Raw genomic sequence first — 19584 nt, 5'->3', positions numbered from 1 at the left:
GCGCGTCCGGACATCACCGCGGGGCGGCCACCGGGCCGGGTCCGGGAGATCCCGGAGAGCCGTCGCCGTGTGGGCCGCCCCGCAGAGAGCGTTCCTCAATCCTTACCGGGTCACACCCCGGAGGAGACTTCGGACGTGGTTCCCTGGCCGCCGCCCCCGTCGGATGCCGCGGCGAGGGCGCGGTTGCGCCTGACCGAGGACCAGAAGGAGAGCGCGATCAGGATCACGCCGACGGAGCCCGTGATGAACTCGTTGATCTGGAACTGGATGGTGATCAGCAGGATGATCGAGAGCGCGCCGATCGCGTAGTGCGCGCCGTGCTCCAGGTAGACGTAGTCGTCGAGCGTGCCCTCGCGCACCAGGTAGACGGTGAGCGACCGGACGTACATGGCGCCGATGCCGAGGCCGAGGGCCATCAGCACGATCTCGTTGGTGATGGCGAAGGCGCCGATGACGCCGTCGAAGGAGAACGAGGCGTCCAGGACTTCCAGGTAGAGGAAGAGGAAGAACGCGGCCTTTCCGGCGAGGGCGACCCCGGTGACGGGCTTGCCCTTCTCCTTGGCCTCTTCCTCGGCCTCGTGCTCGCGCTCCTCCTCCTCTTCCAGCTTGCCCTCGAAGAATCCGGAGAGCCCGCCGACGACGAGGTAGGTGATCAGGCCGGCGATGCCGGAGAGCATGACCGTGGACGCCTTGTCGGCGTGTCCGCCGCCGTGCTGGTGGGCCTGGGTCGCGAAGGTCGTGGCGGTGATGAGCAGGACGATCAGCGCGACGCAGACCGACAGCATGTCGACCTTGCCGAGCTTGGCGAGCGGGCGCTCGATCCAGCGCAGCCAGTGGATGTCACGGTCCTCGTCGAAGATGAAGTCGAGGAAGATCATCAACAGGAACATGCCACCGAAGGCGGCGATGGACGGATGGGCGTCCGTGACGAGTTCCTTGTACCTGTCCGGGTCGTTGAAGGAAAGGTCGATGGCCTCGATCGGTCCGAGCTGGGCGCTCACGGCCACGATCACGACGGGGAAGACCAGCCGCATTCCGAAGACGGCGATGAGGATGCCGATGGTGAGGAAGATCTTCTGCCAGAAGGCGTTCATCTTCTTCAGGATTCCGGCGTTGATCACCGCGTTGTCGAAGGAGAGCGAAATCTCCAGGACGGACAGGATCAAGACGATGCCGAATGCCTGCCACCCCCCGTAGAAGACGGCTGCGACCAGGCCGAGCGCGGTGACCGCGAAGGACCAGCCGAAGGTTTTGAGAAGCACGGGCTACCTCATGGTGTGGGTGAGGGGGCTCCCGCGATGCGTCGGGGATCCCCCGGCGCCTGGGGCCTTTCGTTTGGATCGTGCCGGACGTGGGGTCCGGCACGATCCAAACGAAAGGCCCGAACGGCGCTATGAAACGTTGACGCCGAAGTCTAGAGCGATGCCCCGCAGGCCGGACGCGTACCCCTGGCCGACGGCACGGAACTTCCACTCGCCGTTGTACCGGTAGAGCTCGCCGAAGATCATCGCGGTCTCCGTCGAGGCGTCCTCGCTCAGGTCGTAGCGGGCCAGTTCCTGGCCGTCGGCCTGGTTGACCACCCGGATGAAGGCGTTGCTGACCTGACCGAAGGCCTGGCCCCGGTTGTCCGCGTCATGGATCGAGACCGGGAAGACGATCTTGTCGCAGTGGGCGGGAACCTGGTCGAGGCGGACGATGACGGACTCGTCGTCGCCGTCGCCCTCCCCGGTGAGGTTGTCGCCGGTGTGCTCGACGGAGCCGTCGGGGCTCATGAGGTTGTTGTAGAAGATGAACCACTCGTCACCGAGCACGCGGCCCGACTGGCACAGCAGTGCGCTGGCGTCGAGGTCGAAGGCGGCTCCCGTGGTGGAGCGCGCGTCCCAGCCGAGCCCGACCAGCACCTGGGTGAGGTTGGGTGCGACCTTGGAGAGGGAGACGTTGCCTCCCTTGGCGAGCGTGACGCCCATGTGTGTCCTCCCCGAGTCGAGTAAAACGCTGCCGGGCGCTTTCCACGCCCGGGGCCGGGCGTGGAAAGCGCCCGGCAGGGGGTGTCCGGCGCATCGGGCCGGCCACCCCCAGGTCCTGTCGTCGAACTCCCGGCAGCCCCCCTTCGGGCGGCGGCGGGCGTTCGACGACGGGGACCGGGGCCCAGCGACGTCAGACGTTGACGCCGAAGTCCTGGGCGATGCCGCGCAGGCCGGAGGCGTACCCCTGGCCGATGGCGCGGAACTTCCACTCCGCGCCGTTGCGGTAGAGCTCGCCGAAGACCATCGCGGTCTCCGTCGAGGCGTCCTCGCTCAGGTCGTAGCGGGCGAGCTCGGTGTTGTCGGCCTGGTTGACCACGCGGATGTACGCGTTGCGGACCTGGCCGAAGCTCTGCTGGCGGCTCTCGGCCTCGTAGATCGAGACCGGGAAGACGATCTTGTCGACGTCGGCCGGGACACCGGCCAGGTTCACCTTGATGACCTCGTCGTCGCCCTCGCCCTCACCGGTGAGGTTGTCACCGGTGTGCTCGACGGAGCCGTCGGGGCTCTTGAGGTTGTTGAAGAAGACGAAATTGCCGTCGGCCGCGACCTTGCCCTCGGCGTTCGCCAGCAGCGCGCTGGCGTCGAGGTCGAAGTCACCACCGGTGGTGGTGCGGGCGTCCCAGCCCAGACCGACGATGACCGCGGTCAGGTTGGGCGCGGCCTTGGTCAGCGAGACGTTGCCGCCCTTGCTGAGGCTGACTCCCACGAGTCCTCCAGTAGTTTTCTCAGGGGCCGGCAGACGCCGGCGTCCCCGTCGTTCATTGGCATCGGATCAACGAGTGGATCCTAGTGACCGGTTCCCGGCCAAAACAGGCTTTTGGCCGGGCGCCGCCAGGAGATCGCCCGAGATCGCCTCAGAGCGCTTCGAGCGCCTTGACGTAGTCGTTCAGGTCGCGGGCGTCCGGGAGGCCGTTCACGACGCTCCAGCGGACGACGCCCGCCTTGTCGATGACGAAGGTGCCGCGCACCGCGCAGCCCTTGTCCTCGTCGAAGACGCCGTACGCCCGCGAGGTCTCCCCGTGCGGCCAGAAGTCGGACAGCAGGGGGTACTCCAGGCCCTCCTGCTCGGCGAAGACGCGCAGGGTGTGGATGGAGTCGTTGGAGACGGCGAGGAGCTGGGTGCCCTCGTTCTCGAAGCGGGGCAGCTCGTCGCGGAGCGCGCACAGCTCGCCGGTGCAGACGCCGGTGAAGGCGAACGGGTAGAACACCAGCACCACGTTCTTCTCACCGCGGAACTCCGACAGGCGCACGGTCCGGCCGTGGTTGTCCTTGAGCTGGAAGTCCGGGGCCTGACTGCCGACCTCGATCGTCATGGAACACGTATCCCTTCGCCGCTAATCCGCATCCCGGGCCGGGTCCGTCCGGGTGACACCCACCCTACGCAGGGCCCGCGGACCGGCACCGGAGGGGCGGTGGACGTGCCCGGGCGCCGGGAGGGGCCCCGTGGACGCACGAAGGCCCTCACGGGCGCGTGTGCGCCCGTGAGGGCCCCGGGGTGGTGCGGAACGTGGTTCAGCGCTTGGCCTTGGCTCCCTTGGGGGTGACCAGACGGCTGCCCGTCCAGTCCTTGCCCGCGCTGATGCTCTTGGTCTGGGCGAGACCGGCTGTCTGGGCAGCCTCGTTGATATCGCTCGGTTCGACGTATCCGTCACGGCCGGTCTTCGGCGTCATCAGCCAGACCGTGCCGCCGTCCTCGATCAGACCAATGGCATCCACCAGCGCGTCCGTAAGGTCGCCGTCCTCGTCGCGGAACCAGAGCAGGACGACGTCCGCGACGTCGTCGTACTCCTCGTCGACGAGTTCCTGGCCGGTAGTGGCCTCAATGCCCTCACGGAGCTCCAGCTCGACGTCGTCGTCGTAGCCGATCTCCTGGACCACTTGTCCGGGCTCGAACCCCAGGCGTGCTGCCGGGTTGGTCCGCTCCTCCGCGTGGTCCGCGGTCGCGCTCACGGGTTGCCTCCTGATCATGTCTTCGGAAAATGCTGCAGCCACGCGCGTGCGCGGGGCGTTGGCCGTAGTCCACACGGGCTCGGCGAATCGCGCAAGTACCCAGCGTGCGAGACCGCCTATACGGTGACGTTCCCTGCCACGTCGCCGCAAGTTCCGGCATGTCTCTCCGGCGGCTTCCCGGGGTCTCCCCGGGTCACTCCATCCGTTTACGTCCTTCCTCAGCTTATGCGGTATCGATCCGCCAATCGGATTCGAACAGCCTTTGGGAACACTTGGACGCCTTGGGCGTAAGGTTGCGGTTTGCCCGTACCCCCGTCGCGTACTGCCCACACGCCTGCCCCGCGGACGCGTTTCGGCACCATGGGGTTACCCCACGGTAGAGATGACGTTCGGGCCCTCGCGGTAGCACGATGGAGGCGGCGCACCCAGAGTTGTCCCGGGGGCGTGTTCCCCGTAGCAGGCCCCGTAGAGCACCACCGAACAGCGAAGGAACAGTGTGGCTTCCGGATCCGATCGCAACCCGATCATCATTGGCGGCCTTCCGAGCCAGGTCCCGGATTTCGATCCTGAGGAGACCCGGGAATGGCTCGACTCCCTCGACGCCGCCGTCGACGAGCGCGGCCGAGAGCGTGCCCGCTACCTGATGCTCCGGCTCATCGAACGCGCGCGGGAGAAGCGCGTCGCGGTGCCGGAGATGCGCAGCACGGACTACGTGAACACGATCGCCACGAAGGACGAGCCGTTCTTCCCCGGCGACGAGGAGATCGAACGCAAGATCCTCAACGCGACGCGCTGGAACGCCGCGGTGATGGTCTCGCGGGCCCAGCGTCCCGGGATCGGCGTCGGCGGCCACATCGCCACGTTCGCGTCCTCCGCCTCGCTGTACGACGTGGGCTTCAACCACTTCTTCCGCGGCAAGGACCAGGGCGACGGCGGCGACCAGATCTTCTTCCAGGGACACGCGTCCCCGGGGATCTACGCCCGCGCGTTCCTGCTGGACCGGCTGAGCGAGGCGCAGCTCGACGCGTTCCGCCAGGAGAAGTCGAAGGCCCCGAACGGGCTGTCCAGCTATCCGCACCCGCGGCTGATGCCGGACTTCTGGGAGTTCCCGACCGTCTCGATGGGCCTCGGTCCGCTCGGCGCGATCTACCAGGCGCGGATGAACCGCTACATGGAGGCGCGCGGGATCGCCGACACGTCCACGTCGCACGTGTGGGCCTATCTGGGCGACGGCGAGATGGACGAGCCGGAGTCGCTGGGCCAGCTGTCCATCGCGGCCCGGGAGGGCCTGGACAACCTGACCTTCGTGGTCAACTGCAACCTCCAGCGGCTCGACGGCCCGGTGCGCGGCAACGGCAAGATCATCCAGGAGCTGGAGTCGCAGTTCCGGGGCGCCGGCTGGAACGTCATCAAGCTGGTCTGGGACCGCTCCTGGGACCCGCTGCTGGCGCAGGACCGCACGGGCATCCTGGTCAACCGGCTGAACACCACGCCGGACGGCCAGTTCCAGACGTACGCCACGGAGACCGGCGCGTACATCCGTGAGCACTTCTTCGGCGACGACCCGCGGCTGCGGGACATGGTCAAGGACATGACCGACCAGCAGATCCTGCACCTGGGCCGCGGCGGCCACGACCACCGCAAGGTCTACGCGGCCTACGCGGCGGCCAAGGCGCACAAGGGCCAGCCGACGGTCATCCTGGCGCAGACGGTCAAGGGCTGGACCCTGGGGCCGAACTTCGAGGGCCGCAACGCGACCCACCAGATGAAGAAGCTCACGGTCGAGGACCTCAAGCGCTTCCGGGACCGCCTGCACATCCCGATCACGGACAAGCAGCTGGACGAGGGCTACCCGCCCTACTACCACCCGGGCCGCGACTCGGAGGAGATCCAGTACATGCACGACCGCCGCCAGGGTCTGGGCGGTTACGTCCCGACCCGGGTGGTCCGCGCGAAGCCCCTTCCGCAGCCCGAGGACAAGACGTACGCGGCTGCGAAGAAGGGTTCCGGAACGCAGTCGATCGCCACGACCATGGCGTTCGTCCGCATCCTGAAGGACCTCATGCGGGACAAGGAGATCGGCAAGCGGTTCGTGCTGATCGCCCCCGACGAGTACCGCACCTTCGGCATGGACGCGTTCTTCCCGAGTGCGAAGATCTACAACCCGCTGGGGCAGCAGTACGAGGCGGTGGACCGCGATCTGCTGCTCGCGTACAAGGAGTCCCCGACGGGTCAGATGCTGCACGACGGCATCTCCGAGGCGGGCTGCACGGCCTCGCTGATCGCGGCGGGCTCGGCCTACGCGACGCACGGCGAGCCGCTGATCCCGGTGTACGTCTTCTACTCGATGTTCGGCTTCCAGCGGACGGGCGACCAGTTCTGGCAGATGGCCGACCAGCTCGCGCGCGGCTTCGTGCTGGGCGCGACCGCCGGCCGTACGACGCTGACCGGCGAGGGCCTCCAGCACGCGGACGGCCACTCGCAGCTGCTCGCCTCGACGAACCCGGGCTGTGTCGCGTACGACCCGGCGTACGGGTTCGAGATCGCGCACATCATGAAGGACGGGCTGCGCCGGATGTACGGCGAGGCGAACGAGGACGTCTTCTACTACCTCACCGTCTACAACGAGCCGATCCAGCACCCGGCCGAGCCCGAGAACGTGGACGTCGAGGGCATCCTCAAGGGCATCCACCGCTTCGCCACCGGCGAGAAGGGCGAGATCCCGGCCCAGATCATGGCGTCGGGCGTGGCGGTCCCCTGGGCCCTGGAGGCGCAGAAGATCCTCGCGGACGAGTGGAACGTCAAGGCGGACGTCTGGTCGGCGACCTCCTGGAACGAGCTGCGCCGCGAGGCGGTGGACGTGGAGCGCCACAACCTCCTGCACCCGGAGGAGGAGCAGCGCGTCCCGTACGTGACGAAGAAGCTCGAAGGGGCCGAGGGCCCGTTCGTGGCGGTCTCGGACTGGATGCGTTCGGTGCCGGACCAGATCGCGCGCTGGGTGCCGGGCGCCTACCAGTCGCTGGGCGCGGACGGCTTCGGCTTCGCGGACACGCGTGGTGCGGCCCGCCGGTTCTTCCACATCGACGCGCAGTCGATCGTGCTGGCGGTGCTGACCGAGCTGGCCAAGGAGGGCAAGGTCGACCGGTCGGCCCTGAAGACGGCGGTGGACCGCTACGAGCTCCTGGACGTGGCCGCGGCCGATCCCGGCGCGGCGGGCGGCGACGCCTAGGCACGGGCTGACCCGAGGGGCGGTGACGCGGTGGCGTCGCCGCCCCTCGGCGTGTGTGTGGGGGGGGCGGTGGCGCTGGTGCGTCACCGCCCCTTCGGCGTGCTCCGGGGCGGGCGGGCTCGGCCCGACCGGCGTCGGCCACTCGCCGGTCGGGTCGCGGGCCGCGGGTCGCCGGACGGGCTCAGTTCTCCCAGATCTTGAAGGCCCTTACCTGGTAGGGGGACCGGGGCGTCCAGGTGCCGCCGCCGGGGTACGTCTCGAACTCCCCCGTCTCCGCGCACTCGGCGGACTGGTACGTGGTGACGGGCCGCCCGGTGCGGTTGGCGAGGGACTGGGCGTCGCCGCCCTTCGGCAGCGGGACGCAGCTCTCGATGTCCACGCCGGAGAGCTCGAAGGTCTGGCGGGCCCCGGTGAAGTCGGGCTTCTTCCAGAGGCAGAGCCTGCCCGCCTCACAGGTCCCGAGGGCGGTGCCCGGGGCCCGCTCGGGGGCTGCCGCGGCCCGGTCGTGGGCCAGGGCCTGGGGAACGAGTGCGGTGACGGCCAGGACGGCCGCCGCGAGAACGGTCGTACGCATGATGGATCAACCCCCGTGGTTGGTCGGTGTCGTTCGACGGTGGCGGTGTTCACCGCCGCCGCTCACTCTGTGTCACCGGGTGCTGGGGGCGGAAGGGCGGCCGGGGGTGCTCCACCCTGATAGGCGAGAGCCCCGCCGAAAGGATTCGGCGGGGCTCCGGCCTGCGCTGTGTTGACGGTCTGCGCCGCTCCGGGCGTCAGATGTGGCCGACTCCGGCACCCGCCTCGGCGTTCTCGCCGCGCTTGGTGAGGGTGGCGACGAAGGCGGCGATCACGGCGACGATGCCCGCGACCGTGAAGGCCAGGCCCATGCCGCTCATGAACGTGTCGTGGATGACGCCGCCGATGCGGTCGATGATGTCCGGCGTCATGCCGGGAGCCTTGGCGAGCTGCTCGGCCGGGACCATGCCGAACTCGGCGGCCTCCTCCAGCTTCGGGTCGGGGGCGCCGGGCAGGCCAGCGCCCGCCCAGTTGTCCGCGAACTCGGCGCTGACCTTGGAGGACATGACCGCTCCGAGGACGGCGGTGCCGAGGGCGCCACCGACCTGCATGGCGGCCTGCTGGAGCCCGCCGGCCACGCCGGAGAGCTCCATGGGCGCGTTGCCGACGATGACCTCGGTGGCGCCGACCATGACCGGGGCGAGCCCGCAGCCGAGCAGGGCGAACCAGAGCGACATCGCGAAGGTGCCGGTGGACTCGCTGAGCGTGGTCATGCCGAACATCGCGGTGGCCGTGCAGACCATGCCGCCGACCAGCGGGACGCGGGGGCCGAACTTGGTGATCAGCAGGCCGGCGACCGGCGAGGAGACGATCATCATGGCGGTGAGCGGCAGCAGGTGCAGACCGCTGTCCACCGGGCTGAGTCCGTGGACGCCCTGGAGGAAGAACGTCACGAAGAAGAGGCCGCCCATGAAGGCGAAGGCCATCAGCATCATGAGGACGACACCGGCCGTCAACGGGACGGAACGGAACATCCCCAGCGGGACGAGCGGTTCCTTGACCTTGTTCTGCCAGAGCCCGAACGCGACGAAGAGGAGGATCGCGAGGCCCAGCCACGCCCAGGTGCGGCCGTCGCCCCAGCCCCAGGACTCACCGGCCTTGATGATGCCCCAGATGAGGGAGAACATCGCGCCCGAGAGCAGCACGATGCCGAGGATGTCGAAGGAGCGCGGCGCGTTGGCGGCGCGGTGGTCCTTGAGGATCACCAGGCCGAAGACGAGCGCGATGACGCCGACCGGCACGTTGATGAAGAAGACCGACTGCCAGCTGACGTGCTCGACCAGCAGACCGCCGACGATGGGACCGCCCGCGGTGGACGCGCCGATGACCATGCCCCAGATGCCGATCGCCATGTTCAGCTTCTCGGCGGGGAAGGTGGCGCGCAGCAGACCGAGCGCGGCCGGCATCAGCAGCGCCCCGAAGAGGCCCTGGAGCACCCGGAAGAGAACGACGAGGCCGATCTCCTTGGAGAAACCGATGGCGGCGGACGAGGCGGCGAAGCCCGCGATGCCGATGAGGAAGGTCTGCCGGTGGCCGAAGCGGTCGCCCAGCTTGCCCGCGGTGATGAGAGCCACCGCGAGGGCCAGCAGATAGCCGTTGGTGATCCACTGGACGTCGGCGAGCGTGGCGCCGAGGTCCTTCTGGATCGCGGGGTTCGCGATGGCGACGATGGTGCCGTCGAGGGCGACCATCATCACGCCGATGGCGACGGCGAAGAGGGTCAGCCAGGGGTGGCCGCGGAGCCCCTTGACCGGGGCGGGAACTGCGTTGTCTTCGGGCTCCCGCGGCGCCTTCTCGACGGTGGTCTGACTAGTCATACGGCGAGACTAGTGACAGCTACTGACAGTTGACAAACCAATTCACAAGTCAGTAACTGTCACGTAGCTCACACGTAGCGCACAGATATGCTGAGCTGGACAAACACGGGAAAAGAGGGACCGGTACGTGACCGACGGGCAGACAGTCGAGCCCCGAGCCGGACTGCGTGAACGCAAGAAACAGCGCACGCGGGACGCCTTGGTACGCGCCTCCCTCGAACTGTTCACCGCCCAGGGTTACGAGCGCACCACCGTCGACGAGATCGTCGACGCCGTGCAGGTCTCCCAGCGCACCTTCTTCCGCTACTTCGCGAGCAAGGAGGACGCCACCTTCGCCGTGCAGGAGATGGTCGAGTCGCGCTTCATCGAGGAGCTGCGCCGCCGCCCCGCCGACGAAGCCCCCTTCGAGGCGATGCGCCGGGCGGTGCTGTGCGCGTGGAACAGCATCGGCGAGGCGATCGAGGCCGTCGTCTCCGTCGACCTCCATATGCGGACCTACCAGATGATCGAGTCGACCCCTTCCCTGCTCGCCGCCCATATGCGGCGCGGGATCGCCCTGGAGAACCAGATCGCCCTGCTGATCGCGGAGCGCGAGGGGCTCGACGTGGAACGGGACCCCCGGCCGCGGGTGGCCGTCGCCGCGTTCTCCGGGGTCATGCGGGTGACCGGCCAGCTCTGGGGCCGCGGGCTCGACCCGAGCGTGGAGGCGCTGCGCGACCTGACCGAGGAGTACCTCGACCAGCTCGCCCCGGCCCTCGCCCGGGACTGGCGTCGGAAGTAGCGCGGCCACGGGGCGATGGTGACCCTGTGTGAGAGATCGGTGATGAATCCTTCGCGGACGGGTGATGTACCTCACCTGAATCACGGGGGTCGGCGCACGTCTCCTAGGGTGTGGCGCAGTGACTTCCTTCGACACCTCTCCCACGTTGACCGCATGGCGGGCTCTGCTCGCCGTGGCGGTGGTGTTCGTGATGCTGGCGACGACGGGCTGGAGCGCCGTCCGTGATCAGCACCCCCGCGGCGAGCGCGAGCTCGCGCTCGCCTCCTGGGCGCGGGACCGGATAGCCGGCCGCTCGCTGCCGGACGTCGACGCTCCCGCCTACCGGCTGGCCCACTTCTTCGCCACGCTCACCTCGGGACAGCAGATCGCCCTCGCGGGCGAGCACCCGTCGGTGGTGGGGAATCTGAACGGTGCTCCGGTCACCCTGCGCTACCACGCGAACCGGGTGGCCCTCGAACAGGCCGTGGCCGTGGAGAAGACGCGGGCGCGCGACGAGAGGCTGTCGCCGGACGGGCGCGGTGAGGCCAGGGCCCGTCTCGACCGGTTCCGGTCGATGCTCGAGGGCCGACGCCAGATCCTGGCCTTCGATCCCTCCGGGAAGGGCCGTGCGGCCGAGGTGTTCGGGAATCTCGACCGGGCCGCCCGGGTCTCCGTCGTCGTCCCGGGCGTCGACACCCATCTGCTGACCCTGGAGCGCGACACACGCGCGTACCGGGCCCCCGTGGGCATGGCCAAGTCCTTGTACCGGGCGGAGCGCTCGGCCTCCCCGGGCACCCGTACGGCTGTCATCGCGTGGGCCGACTACACGGCCCCGGCCGGCCTCGGCATGGACGCGGCGCTGGGCGGGCTCGCGGCGAACGGCGCGATCCGGCTGAACGCGATGGTCGCCGCGCTGCCGGGCGCCTCCAAGGTCTCGCTGTTCTGCCACAGCTACGGCTCCGTGGTGTGCGGGGTGGCCGCGCACCGGGCCCACGACCGGGTGGCCGACATCGCGGTCGCGGGCAGCCCCGGCATGCGGGCCGCCAACGCCGGGCAGTTGGAGACCGGCGCCCGGATCTGGGCGACGCGGGACGGGGACGACTGGATCGGGGACGTACCGCACCTGGAGTTCGGCGGGATCGGTCACGGGGCCGACCCGGTCGACCCGGCCTTCGGGGCGCGGATCGTCTCCGCGGCCGGCGCGGCCGGGCACAGCGGCTACTTCGAGCCGGGCACGGAGAGCCTGGACAACTTCGCCGCGATCGGCGTCGGAGCGTACGGATCGGTCAGCTGCGCACGTGCCGACAGCGCCTGCCACAGTGGTATTTCCGGCCAACGGAGCGGCTGACGCGCGTAGAGGTCGGTGTCGGGCGGATTAATTGGGACTTGCTCCGAGGGGGGACGCGGGCGACTGTGCCGCATACGATGAGGCACATGGGTGATGTGCTGGCCGGAATTCATGCCACCTGGGAGTTCGACACCGACGCCGTGCTCATCCGCTTCGAACGGGGCATCCGCACACCGAAGCTCTTTCAGAGCCTGCGGGAGCGCCGCATCCCGTATGCGGCGTTGTCGTCGGTGACGCTGACCCCCGGCAAGCGGGGCACGGTGGTTCTGCGTGCCGTGCCGAGAGCGGGTGCCGATCCTCTGGTGGAGGCTGCCTCCGGGCAGCTCAAGGAGGGGTGCGACCCCTATCGCCTGGTGCTTCCGGCGGAGCGGGAAGTGCTCGCCGAGTACTACGCGGACGAGTTGCGGGCCCTGCTGGACCCGGCGTCCGGGGAGAGCGCCGACCGGTTCCTGGTGGCGGCCCCCGAGGCCCCGATGAACTTCAAGGCGTACGACGGCCGGGCCAGCTTCGACGGCGAGCGGATCTCCTTCCGGTGGTCCTGGACCGGGGCCTCCAGCGCCAAGTGGAAGGCCGGCGACCAGAACTTCCGGGTGAGCGAACTGGCTGGAATCGTATGGCGCTCGCCCGAGGCGCTGGACGGCTATCTGCGCCTGGTGCCCCGCGCGGCCGCCCCGGTCGACCACCGCACCGGCGGCAGCCTGGGCGATCTGCACGGTCCCGGCGGCGGGGACGCGGAGGACGGGGTGCCCGCGGGCGCGCCCGCCGAGCCGCCGTCCGCCACCGCGGACCAGGATCCGGCCGCCGTGCTGTTCGGCCTGGGGTACGGGCCGGTGCACGAGTCGCTGCCCTTCGCCGCCGCCGTCCTGGAGTCCGTGCGCCGGACCCAGCCCGCGCCCGCCTCCGCTCCGGTCCTGGTGAACGCCGGGCGGCGCGATCCGGCGGACATCGCCGAGCGGATACATCACCTCGGCGAGCTGCACCGGGCCGGACTGGTGACGGACGCCGAGTTCAGCGCGAAGAAGGCCCAGCTGCTCGCGGAGCTGTGACCCCGCGCCCCGGCGACGGCTCCTGGGCAGGGGCGGGGGCGGGAACACCGGTGCTCCGCGACCGCGCCCGCGAGCCGCGAGGAGCTCGTGACCGTGCCACCGCCGGGAGCGAACCCCGTACCGGGGTATGAGGCGGATTCGTCCGGGTCGCGACCCCGGTATGACGCCCCCGGGCCCCCGGCCTGCCTAGGCTGACCGGGCCATGTCCACTTCCCCCGCCGGGCCGCCGCCGCCCGCCGACGGCCTGCTGAGCGCCGCCCGCCGCAATCTGCGCGAGCTCGCCCACGGGCTGTCCCACGCGTCCCATCCGTCCACCCCGCTGCTGGCAGGGGCCCCGAAGCGGTGGCAGCGGCTGCTGCCGTACGTCGTGGTGCTCGCCCTGACCGCGACCTTCATCCCGGTCACCATCACCGTCCTGACCTCGCAGTACGGCGTGCCGGGCGCCCTGGCCGGGGCGCTCGGGGTGGCCCAGGCCGCCCCCCTGCTGATGCTGGCCCACCGGCCCCTCCAGGCATGGTGGATCATCTTCCCCGCCGACGTCATGGGCGCGCTGGTGCTGCTGGCGCACCCCGACGGGCGGCACGACGTCTGGCCGTGGACCGCCCCGGGGCTCGTCGCGTACCTCTTCCTGCTGCTGGCCCTCGGCCTGCGCGAGACGCGGCGGACGCTGGTCGCCGTGTGGGCGGCGACGGCCCTGGCCGGGGCGGTGCTCCATCTGGTCGCACCGGCGGAGCGCAACACCGGCAGCGCCCTGCTGCTGCCGATCCTCGGCGCGGTGGTCCTGGTGATCGGCGGTGCCGTACGGGAACGGAGCGAGGCGACCCGGCGGCTGGCCGAGCAGGAGACGATCAGCGAGGCGGAACGGGCGCAGCGCACGCTGCTGGAGGAGCGGACGCGGATCGCCCGGGAGCTGCACGACGTGGTCGCGCACCACATGTCGGTGATCACGGTGCAGGCCGACTCCGCGCCGTACCGGATCTCCGGTCTCCCGGATCCGGCGCGGGAGGAGTTCGCCTCGATCGCGGCGGCAGCGCGGGAGTCCCTCGGCGAGATGCGGCGGCTGCTGTCGGTGCTGCGCAGCGACGGCACCGAGGGCGACCGGGCGCCGCAGCCGGGGCTGGACCGGCTCCAGCAACTGGTGGAGGCGACGGTACGGGCGGGGCTGCCGGTGGAGCTGTCGCTGGCCACGGAGCTGGCCGCGGGGCCGGGCGAGGTGCCGCCGGCGGTGGATCTGTCGGCGTACCGGATCGTGCAGGAGGCGCTGGCGAATGTCGTGCGGCACGCACCGGGGGCACGCACCCAGGTCTCGGTCCGGGTGGCCGACGGCCATCTGAACGTGCTGGTGGTCAACGGGCCCGCGCCGAAGCCCGCTTCGCCGCTGGAGACCGCCGGGACCGGACACGGGCTGGTGGGGATGCGGGAGCGCGTACGGTTGACCGGCGGCACGCTGGACACCGGGCCGCTGCCCGACGGCGGGTTCCGGGTGGCCGCCCGGATGCCGCTGCCTCCGTCCGCTTCGCCTTCCGCTCCGCCCCCTTCGGAGGACCTGTGACCATCCGCGTGATCATCGTCGACGACCAGGCCATGGTGCGGGCCGGCTTCGCGGCGCTGCTGTCCGCGCAGAGCGACATCGACGTGGTGGGCGAGGCGGCGGACGGCCGCCAGGGCGTCGACGTCAGCCGCAACCAGCACCCCGACGTCGTGCTGATGGACGTCCGGATGCCGGAGATGGACGGACTGGCCGCCGCGCGCGAGCTGTTGAACCCGCCGGTGGGGGTGGTGCACCGGCCGAAGGTGCTGATGCTCACCACGTTCGACGTGGACGACTACGTGTACGAGGCGCTGCGCGCCGGGGCGTCCGGGTTCCTGCTGAAGGACGCCCCGCCCGCCGATCTGATCGCGGCGGTACGGGTGGTCGCGGCCGGGGACGCGCTGCTCGCGCCCTCGGTGACCCGGCGGCTGATCGCGGACTTCGCGGCGCAGCGGCCCTCCGGGGCGACGCGCGGCGGCCAGGCGCTGCGGCGACACGGCCTGACCCCGCGCGAGAGCGAGGTGCTGGAGCTGATCGCCCGGGGGCTGTCGAACCAGGAGATCGCGGGCCGGCTGGTGCTGGCCGAGCAGACCGTGAAGACGCACATCGGGCGGGTGCTGGCCAAGCTGGACCTGCGGGACCGGGCGCAGGCCGTGATCTTCGCGTACGAGTCGGGGCTCGTGACGCCGGGGGACACGGGGGCGTAGACGCCTGCGGGCCCCTGCCGCCAAGGAGCACCGGCATGGCCTGATCCCGGGAGGCGTACACCGCCAGGGCCTTGCCCCCGAGGCGTGAACACCCGCAGGACCCGGCCCCCGGGGCGCTCGCATGACCTGATCCCGGCAGGCGTAGGCCCGCAGGGCGTTGCCCCGAGGGCGTCGCCCCTCCGGCACCCGGACCACCCCCTACTCCGGTATCACCCCGCAGTTGGCCCTCCGGTGTGACGCCCCCTCACCCGTCCTCTTCCTACCTTCCTCCCGGTCGCACCGGTCGGTGCGGATCCGGAGAGGGAGGGCACGATGCGTCGATACGCGAGGACCGTGGTCGCGTTGGCACTGGCCACCAGCGTGGTGGCGGGGACCGCGGGCTGGGTCTCGGGGGATGCGCAGCAGGCGCTGACCGGGCCGCCGCCGGGCAGTGCGCAGTGGCGGGCGGACCGGGCGCTGGGGGACCGGCTGCCGGACCCCGGGCGTGCCACGCCCGGCGAAGTGGCCGCGTTCTTCGCGGGGTTGACCGCGGACGAGCGGCAACTCCTGCTCGTGACCCATCCGTCCGTCGTCGGGAATCTCGACGGGGCGCCCCTCGAACTGCGCTACCGCGCCAACTCCCTCGCGCTGGCGGCCGAGGACGACCCCCGCTACCGCTCGCTCGCCGCCCCCGGCCGCCGGATCATCGCGTTCGACCCGCGCGGACGCGGCCAGGTCGCCGAGGTCTTCGGGGACCTGCGCACGGCGGACCGGGTCTCGGTCGTGGTGCCCGGGTCCGACAACGACGCCGGGACCTACGACCGGAAGGTGGCGGGCCACGGGGCCCCGAAGGGCATGGCCAGGACCCTGCACACGGCGGCCGGCCCGGGGACCGCCGTCATCGCCTGGGTCGGATACACCACCCCGGTGGGCGTCGGCATTGACGCGGCCACCGGCGGCCTGGCCGAGGCGGGGGCCGGGCGGCTGGCCCGGTTCGCGGAGGGCCTGACGGCGGACGGGCTGCCCGTGCCGGCGGTGTTCTGCCACAGCTACGGATCGGTGGTCTGCGGTCTGGCCGCACACCGCCTCTCCGCCACCGACCTGGTGGTCCTCGGCTCCCCCGGTATGCGCGCCGACGACGTGGGCGGGCTGCGGACGAGCGCCCGCGTCTGGGCGGCGAAGGACCCGACCGACTGGATCGACGACGTGCCGAACGTGCGCTTCGCGGGCCTCGGCCACGGGACCGACCCGACCGATCCGGCCTTCGGCGCCCGCCGGGTGCCGGCGGACGAGGCCCGGGGGCACGCCGGTTACTTCGCGCCCGGGACGGATTCGCTGCGGGCCTTCGCCGCCATCGCGCGCGGCGACGCGACGGAAGTCGCGCCGGACGCGGAAGAACCGGACGCGCCGGAACCGGGCCCGGCAGGTGCCGACCCGGTCCCGGACACCCTCCCGGCGTGGGCAGCCACTCGGGTCCCGGACACCCTCCCGGCGTGGGTCACCGCCCCGGGCCCGGACGCCCTTCCGGCGCGGGTCACCGCCCCGGCTCCGGAAGGAGCGGCCCGATGAACACCCTGCTGGAGAACGGCCGGCGGCTCGCGGCCCGGGTCGACTCGTCCACCCCCGCCCACCGCGACCGGGCGATCGACGGTCTGCGGGCGCTGGCGCTGCTCGCCGTACCGCTCGGCCACTGGATGCTCGGCGGGTTCCGGCTGGACGCCGAAGGCCTGCACAACGCGAGCCCCCTCTCGACGTTCGCCGGCCTCGCGCCCGCGAGCTGGGTGCTCCAGATGCTGGGGATCTTCTTCCTCGTCGGGGGGTACGCCTCGGTGCTCTCCTTCCGCCGCCGGACCTCGACGACGGCGGCCTGGCTGGGCGGCCGGCTGGCCCGCCTCGGCCGGCCGGTGCTCGGGGTGAGTGCCGTGTGGGCGGTGCTGCTGGCGGTGCTGTCCTCCCTGGGCGTGCCCGGGGACACCCTGCGTACGGGGTCGACGCTGGTGATCCAGCCGCTCTGGTTCGTCGGCGTGTACACCGTGGTCACGGCCCTCACCCCGGTCTGCGTCACGCTGGCGCGGAAGCTCGGCGGCTGGGCCGCGCTGCCGCTGCTCGTCTCGGTCGCCGTCGTGGACTTCCTGCGCTACGGGCCGTTCGCGGAGGCGATGCCGTCCTGGCTGAGCGTGCTCAACGTCCTGCCCGGCTGGCTGTTCGCGTATCAGCTCGGCGTGTCCTGGGGCGAGGGGCGGATCGGGAGGCGCGGGGCCCGGCTGCTGCTGATCGGCGGCGGGGCGCTGTTCGCCGTGCTGCTGCTCGCCTTCCACTACCCGGCGTCGATGGTCGGGGTGCCGGGCGAGGCACGGACGAACTCGCATCCGCCGTCGCTGCTGGTCGTGGCGTTGGCGGCGGCGCAGAGCGGGGCGGCGATCCTGCTGCGCGACCGGCTCGGGCGGCTGCTGCGCGAGCCGCTGCTCTGGGCGCCGGTCGTGGTGGTCAATCTGTCGGCGATGACGATCCTGTGCTGGCACCAGACCGCGATGCTGGCCGCCGCGGTACCGGCCTCGCTGGCCGGGGCGGGGACGGCGGTGGCGGGTCTGACGACCGCGCCGGACACGGTGGGCTGGGTCCTCGCGCGGATCGCCTGGCTGCCGGTGTTCGCGGCGCTGCTGGTGCTGATCGCCCGCTACGCGCGCCGCTTCGAGGCCCCGTGGCAGGCGGGCACCCGCGCCGCGAACGCCCGCCGTGCGCTGGCGGGGGTGCTCGCGGCGGGGTTCGCGGTGTTCGCGCTGGGGCTGGCGTGAGGGGCGTCCTCCCCGCGTACGGGTCCGGGCTTCGCCCGTGGCCATGCACGCCCTGCACGTCAAGCACGCCACGAACGTCAGGCACACCACGAGCGCCGTGCACCCCAGGAACGTCGTACACGCCATGAACTTCATGAACCGGGCGATCACCGCCCCCGCGTACGCCCGCGGGCTACTCCTCCCGCGCCGCCGACGTGCTGCTCATGTCCGGGTAGCGGTCCCCCGCCACCCGGTCCGCGATCGGCTCCAGCACCGCCAGCTCGTCCGCCGTCAGCGTCAGCCTCGTCGCCCCGGCGTTCTCCAGGAGGCGGGCGCGCTTACGGGTGCCGGGGATCGGGACCACGTTCAGCCCGTGCACCTGGGCGCGCTGCTGGACCCAGGCGAGGGCCACCTGCCCGGCGCCGACCCCGTGCGCGGCGGCGATCTTGTGCACGGGCTCCAGCAGGGCGGCGTTCGCGCGGGCGTTCGCGCCGTTGAACCGGGGCTGGCGGGCCCGGAAGTCGCCCGCGGCGAGGTCCTTGCCCGCGTCGGTGAAGGAGCCGGTGAGGAAGCCCCGGCCGAGCGGTGAGTACGGGACGAGGGTGACGCCCAGCTCGGCCGCCGCGCCGACGGCGCTCCTCTCGACGTCCCGGCTGAAGAGGGACCACTCCGACTGGAGGGCGGCGATCGGGTGCACGGCGTACGCCTCGCGCAGTTCGGGGCCGGTCACCTCGCTCAGCCCGAGCTGCCTGACCTTGCCCTGCTGGACCAGCTCCGCCATCGCGCCGACCGATTCGGCGAACGGGACCGCCGGATCCCGGCGGTGCATGTAGTAGAGGTCGATGACGTCGGTGTCCAGCCGGCGCAGGCTCGCCTCGACGGCGGTGCGGATGTACGCCGGGTCATTGCGCACGGCCCGGTAGTGCGGGTCGTCGGTGCGGACGAGGGCGAACTTGGTGGCGAGGGTGATCTCGTCCCGGTGGGCCCCGACGAACGGGGCGAGGAACTCCTCGTTGGCCCCGCGCCCGTAGGCGTCGGCGGTGTCGAGGAGGGTGACGCCGGCCTCCAGGGCGGCGTCGAGGGTGTCGCGGGCGGCGCGTTCGTCGGTGTCCCCGTAGAACTCGCTCATGCCCATGCAGCCGAGGCCCTGGACGCCGATGCGCGGTCCGCCCGTTCCCAGCTCCACGGTGGCGATCTTGTCAACAGTCATCAGGCGCTGTGCCTCTCCGGCGCCCGGCGGGCGCCCGCGTAGAACTCGATCTTGTGGTCGAGGACGGCGAGGGTGTCGTGGAGCTCCGCGATCCGCGTGATCACATCGCGGCGGGTCGCCTCCAGCAGCTCCTGCCGTTCCTCGAAGGTGGACTCCCCCTCGCGCAGCAGCTCCGCGTACCGCACCATGTCGGCGACGGGCATCCCGGTCAGCCGCAGCTTGCCGACGAAGGCCAGCCAGTCGAGGTCGCAGTTGCTGAAGCGTCGCTGGCCGGTGTGCGAGCGGTCGACGTGGGGCATGAGCCCGATGCGCTCGTACCAGCGCAGCGTGTGCGCGGTGAGTCCGGTGAAGGCGACGACCTCGCTGATCGTGTAGCTGTCCTTGCCCGCCGGGCGCGGGTGCGGTCGCGGGGCGGCGGCGCAGGCGTCCACCGCCGGTGTGGGCGGCGGGTCCGCGATGGTCGCGGGAGTGCTCCGGGAGGTTCCGTCGATCACCGTCATGCCCTCCACGCTAAATCCTTCGAGTGCACTCGAAGCAAGCGGGAAGGGCGCGGGATCCGACGGGAACGGCGGGTCTCCCGGGCCGGGCATTGCCACAGATGGACGGGAAGCGCATCGGAGATGAAGGATTGTT

Annotated in this window: 17 protein-coding genes; 8 read left to right on the top strand and 9 right to left on the bottom strand. The window is 71.2% G+C overall.

Translation table 11 applies throughout. The annotated features are described in order from the left end of the window. Window positions 1-110: 110 nt before the first annotated feature. From DTB53_RS29050 to DTB53_RS29030, 5 genes are all read right to left on the bottom strand, one after another. On the bottom strand, window positions 111-1262 hold the full coding sequence (locus tag DTB53_RS29050; protein WP_003969404.1) for a DUF475 domain-containing protein: 1152 nt from the start codon (window positions 1260-1262) through the stop codon (window positions 111-113). A 129-nt stretch (window positions 1263-1391) separates the two neighbouring features. Further along, window positions 1392-1967, bottom strand: coding sequence for a TerD family protein (locus tag DTB53_RS29045; protein ID WP_012381102.1), 576 nt, complete (start codon window positions 1965-1967; stop codon window positions 1392-1394). Between the two features lie 190 nt (window positions 1968-2157). Next, window positions 2158-2733 carry a TerD family protein gene (locus tag DTB53_RS29040; RefSeq protein ID WP_003969402.1) on the bottom strand — a complete coding sequence of 192 codons (576 nt, stop codon included), beginning with the start codon at window positions 2731-2733 and terminating at the stop codon, window positions 2158-2160. A 148-nt stretch (window positions 2734-2881) separates the two neighbouring features. Next, window positions 2882-3340, bottom strand: a complete 459-nt coding sequence (locus DTB53_RS29035) for a peroxiredoxin (RefSeq protein WP_003969401.1) — start codon at window positions 3338-3340, stop codon at window positions 2882-2884. 199 nt (window positions 3341-3539) lie between these two features. Further along, the gene (locus DTB53_RS29030) at window positions 3540-3977 is read right to left on the bottom strand and encodes a DUF3052 domain-containing protein (protein ID WP_003969400.1); all 438 of its coding nucleotides are present in this window, start codon (window positions 3975-3977) and stop codon (window positions 3540-3542) included. 496 nt (window positions 3978-4473) lie between these two features. Between DTB53_RS29030 and aceE the strand changes: the two genes are divergently transcribed. After that, the gene (gene aceE, locus DTB53_RS29025) at window positions 4474-7206 is read left to right on the top strand and encodes a pyruvate dehydrogenase (acetyl-transferring), homodimeric type (protein WP_003969399.1); all 2733 of its coding nucleotides are present in this window, start codon (window positions 4474-4476) and stop codon (window positions 7204-7206) included. A gap of 181 nt (window positions 7207-7387) precedes the next feature. On the opposite strand, the gene DTB53_RS29020 is transcribed toward aceE, so the two are convergent. Together DTB53_RS29020 and DTB53_RS29015 are read right to left on the bottom strand one after the other, a co-directional pair. After that, window positions 7388-7780 carry a peptidase inhibitor family I36 protein gene (locus DTB53_RS29020; RefSeq protein ID WP_012381100.1) on the bottom strand — a complete coding sequence of 131 codons (393 nt, stop codon included), beginning with the start codon at window positions 7778-7780 and terminating at the stop codon, window positions 7388-7390. Between the two features lie 196 nt (window positions 7781-7976). Then, the gene (locus tag DTB53_RS29015; RefSeq protein WP_370454237.1) at window positions 7977-9473 is read right to left on the bottom strand and encodes an MFS transporter; all 1497 of its coding nucleotides are present in this window, start codon (window positions 9471-9473) and stop codon (window positions 7977-7979) included. 250 nt (window positions 9474-9723) lie between these two features. Here DTB53_RS29015 and DTB53_RS29010 point away from each other — a divergent pair, with 250 nt between their 5' ends. The 7 genes from DTB53_RS29010 (at window position 9724) to DTB53_RS28980 (ending at window position 17762) form a co-directional block, all read left to right on the top strand. Then, on the top strand, window positions 9724-10377 hold the full coding sequence (locus tag DTB53_RS29010) for a TetR family transcriptional regulator (RefSeq protein WP_012381099.1): 654 nt from the start codon (window positions 9724-9726) through the stop codon (window positions 10375-10377). 118 nt (window positions 10378-10495) lie between these two features. Next, the gene (locus DTB53_RS29005) at window positions 10496-11704 is read left to right on the top strand and encodes an alpha/beta hydrolase (protein WP_012381098.1); all 1209 of its coding nucleotides are present in this window, start codon (window positions 10496-10498) and stop codon (window positions 11702-11704) included. An 86-nt stretch (window positions 11705-11790) separates the two neighbouring features. Further along, entirely contained in the window at window positions 11791-12750 is a 960-nt protein-coding gene (locus DTB53_RS29000) for a DUF4429 domain-containing protein (RefSeq protein ID WP_012381097.1), read from the top strand. A gap of 202 nt (window positions 12751-12952) precedes the next feature. Continuing rightward, window positions 12953-14302: a sensor histidine kinase gene (locus DTB53_RS28995; protein WP_012381096.1), complete on the top strand. Its 1350-nt coding sequence runs from the start codon at window positions 12953-12955 to the stop codon at window positions 14300-14302. After that, window positions 14299-14988, top strand: coding sequence for a response regulator (locus DTB53_RS28990; RefSeq protein WP_003969392.1), 690 nt, complete (start codon window positions 14299-14301; stop codon window positions 14986-14988). The genes DTB53_RS28995 and DTB53_RS28990 overlap by 4 nt, the downstream gene beginning before the upstream one ends. Window positions 14989-15300: 312 nt before the next feature. After that, window positions 15301-16536, top strand: coding sequence for an alpha/beta hydrolase (locus DTB53_RS28985; protein WP_012381095.1), 1236 nt, complete (start codon window positions 15301-15303; stop codon window positions 16534-16536). Then, window positions 16533-17762 (top strand): acyltransferase family protein, encoded by a 1230-nt coding sequence (locus tag DTB53_RS28980; RefSeq protein WP_003969390.1) that lies wholly within the window; start codon window positions 16533-16535, stop codon window positions 17760-17762. The genes DTB53_RS28985 and DTB53_RS28980 overlap by 4 nt, the downstream gene beginning before the upstream one ends. A 172-nt stretch (window positions 17763-17934) precedes the next feature. Here the strand turns inward: DTB53_RS28980 and DTB53_RS28975 are convergent, their stop codons facing one another. Both DTB53_RS28975 and DTB53_RS28970 read right to left on the bottom strand, forming a co-directional pair. Continuing rightward, complete coding sequence (locus tag DTB53_RS28975; RefSeq protein WP_012381094.1) at window positions 17935-18951, bottom strand: aldo/keto reductase; 1017 nt, start codon at window positions 18949-18951, stop codon at window positions 17935-17937. Beyond that, window positions 18951-19451: a MerR family transcriptional regulator gene (locus tag DTB53_RS28970; protein ID WP_012381093.1), complete on the bottom strand. Its 501-nt coding sequence runs from the start codon at window positions 19449-19451 to the stop codon at window positions 18951-18953. The genes DTB53_RS28975 and DTB53_RS28970 overlap by 1 nt, the downstream gene beginning before the upstream one ends. Between the last annotated feature and the right edge of the window lie 133 nt (window positions 19452-19584).

It is taken from the genome of Streptomyces griseus (genome assembly GCF_900460065.1).
Classification (GTDB): domain Bacteria; phylum Actinomycetota; class Actinomycetes; order Streptomycetales; family Streptomycetaceae; genus Streptomyces; species Streptomyces griseus.
This window is presented reverse-complemented; position numbering and strand designations above follow the sequence as displayed.

Excerpts from the sequence above, each read along its gene's own strand:
- DTB53_RS29045 (WP_012381102.1), bottom strand. The coding sequence starts at position 1,967 with ATGGGCGTCACGCTCGCCAAGGGAGGCAACGTCTCCCTCTCCAAGGTC.
- DTB53_RS29035 (WP_003969401.1), bottom strand. The coding sequence starts at position 3,340 with ATGACGATCGAGGTCGGCAGTCAGGCCCCGGACTTCCAGCTCAAGGAC.
- DTB53_RS29020 (WP_012381100.1), bottom strand. The coding sequence starts at position 7,780 with ATGCGTACGACCGTTCTCGCGGCGGCCGTCCTGGCCGTCACCGCACTC.
- DTB53_RS29015 (WP_370454237.1), bottom strand. The coding sequence starts at position 9,473 with ATGATGGTCGCCCTCGACGGCACCATCGTCGCCATCGCGAACCCCGCG.
- DTB53_RS29000 (WP_012381097.1), top strand. The coding sequence starts at position 11,791 with ATGGGTGATGTGCTGGCCGGAATTCATGCCACCTGGGAGTTCGACACC.
- DTB53_RS28995 (WP_012381096.1), top strand. The coding sequence starts at position 12,953 with ATGTCCACTTCCCCCGCCGGGCCGCCGCCGCCCGCCGACGGCCTGCTG.
- DTB53_RS28985 (WP_012381095.1), top strand. The coding sequence starts at position 15,301 with ATGCGTCGATACGCGAGGACCGTGGTCGCGTTGGCACTGGCCACCAGC.
- DTB53_RS28980 (WP_003969390.1), top strand. The coding sequence starts at position 16,533 with ATGAACACCCTGCTGGAGAACGGCCGGCGGCTCGCGGCCCGGGTCGAC.
- DTB53_RS28975 (WP_012381094.1), bottom strand. The coding sequence starts at position 18,951 with ATGACTGTTGACAAGATCGCCACCGTGGAGCTGGGAACGGGCGGACCG.
- DTB53_RS28970 (WP_012381093.1), bottom strand. The coding sequence starts at position 19,451 with ATGACGGTGATCGACGGAACCTCCCGGAGCACTCCCGCGACCATCGCG.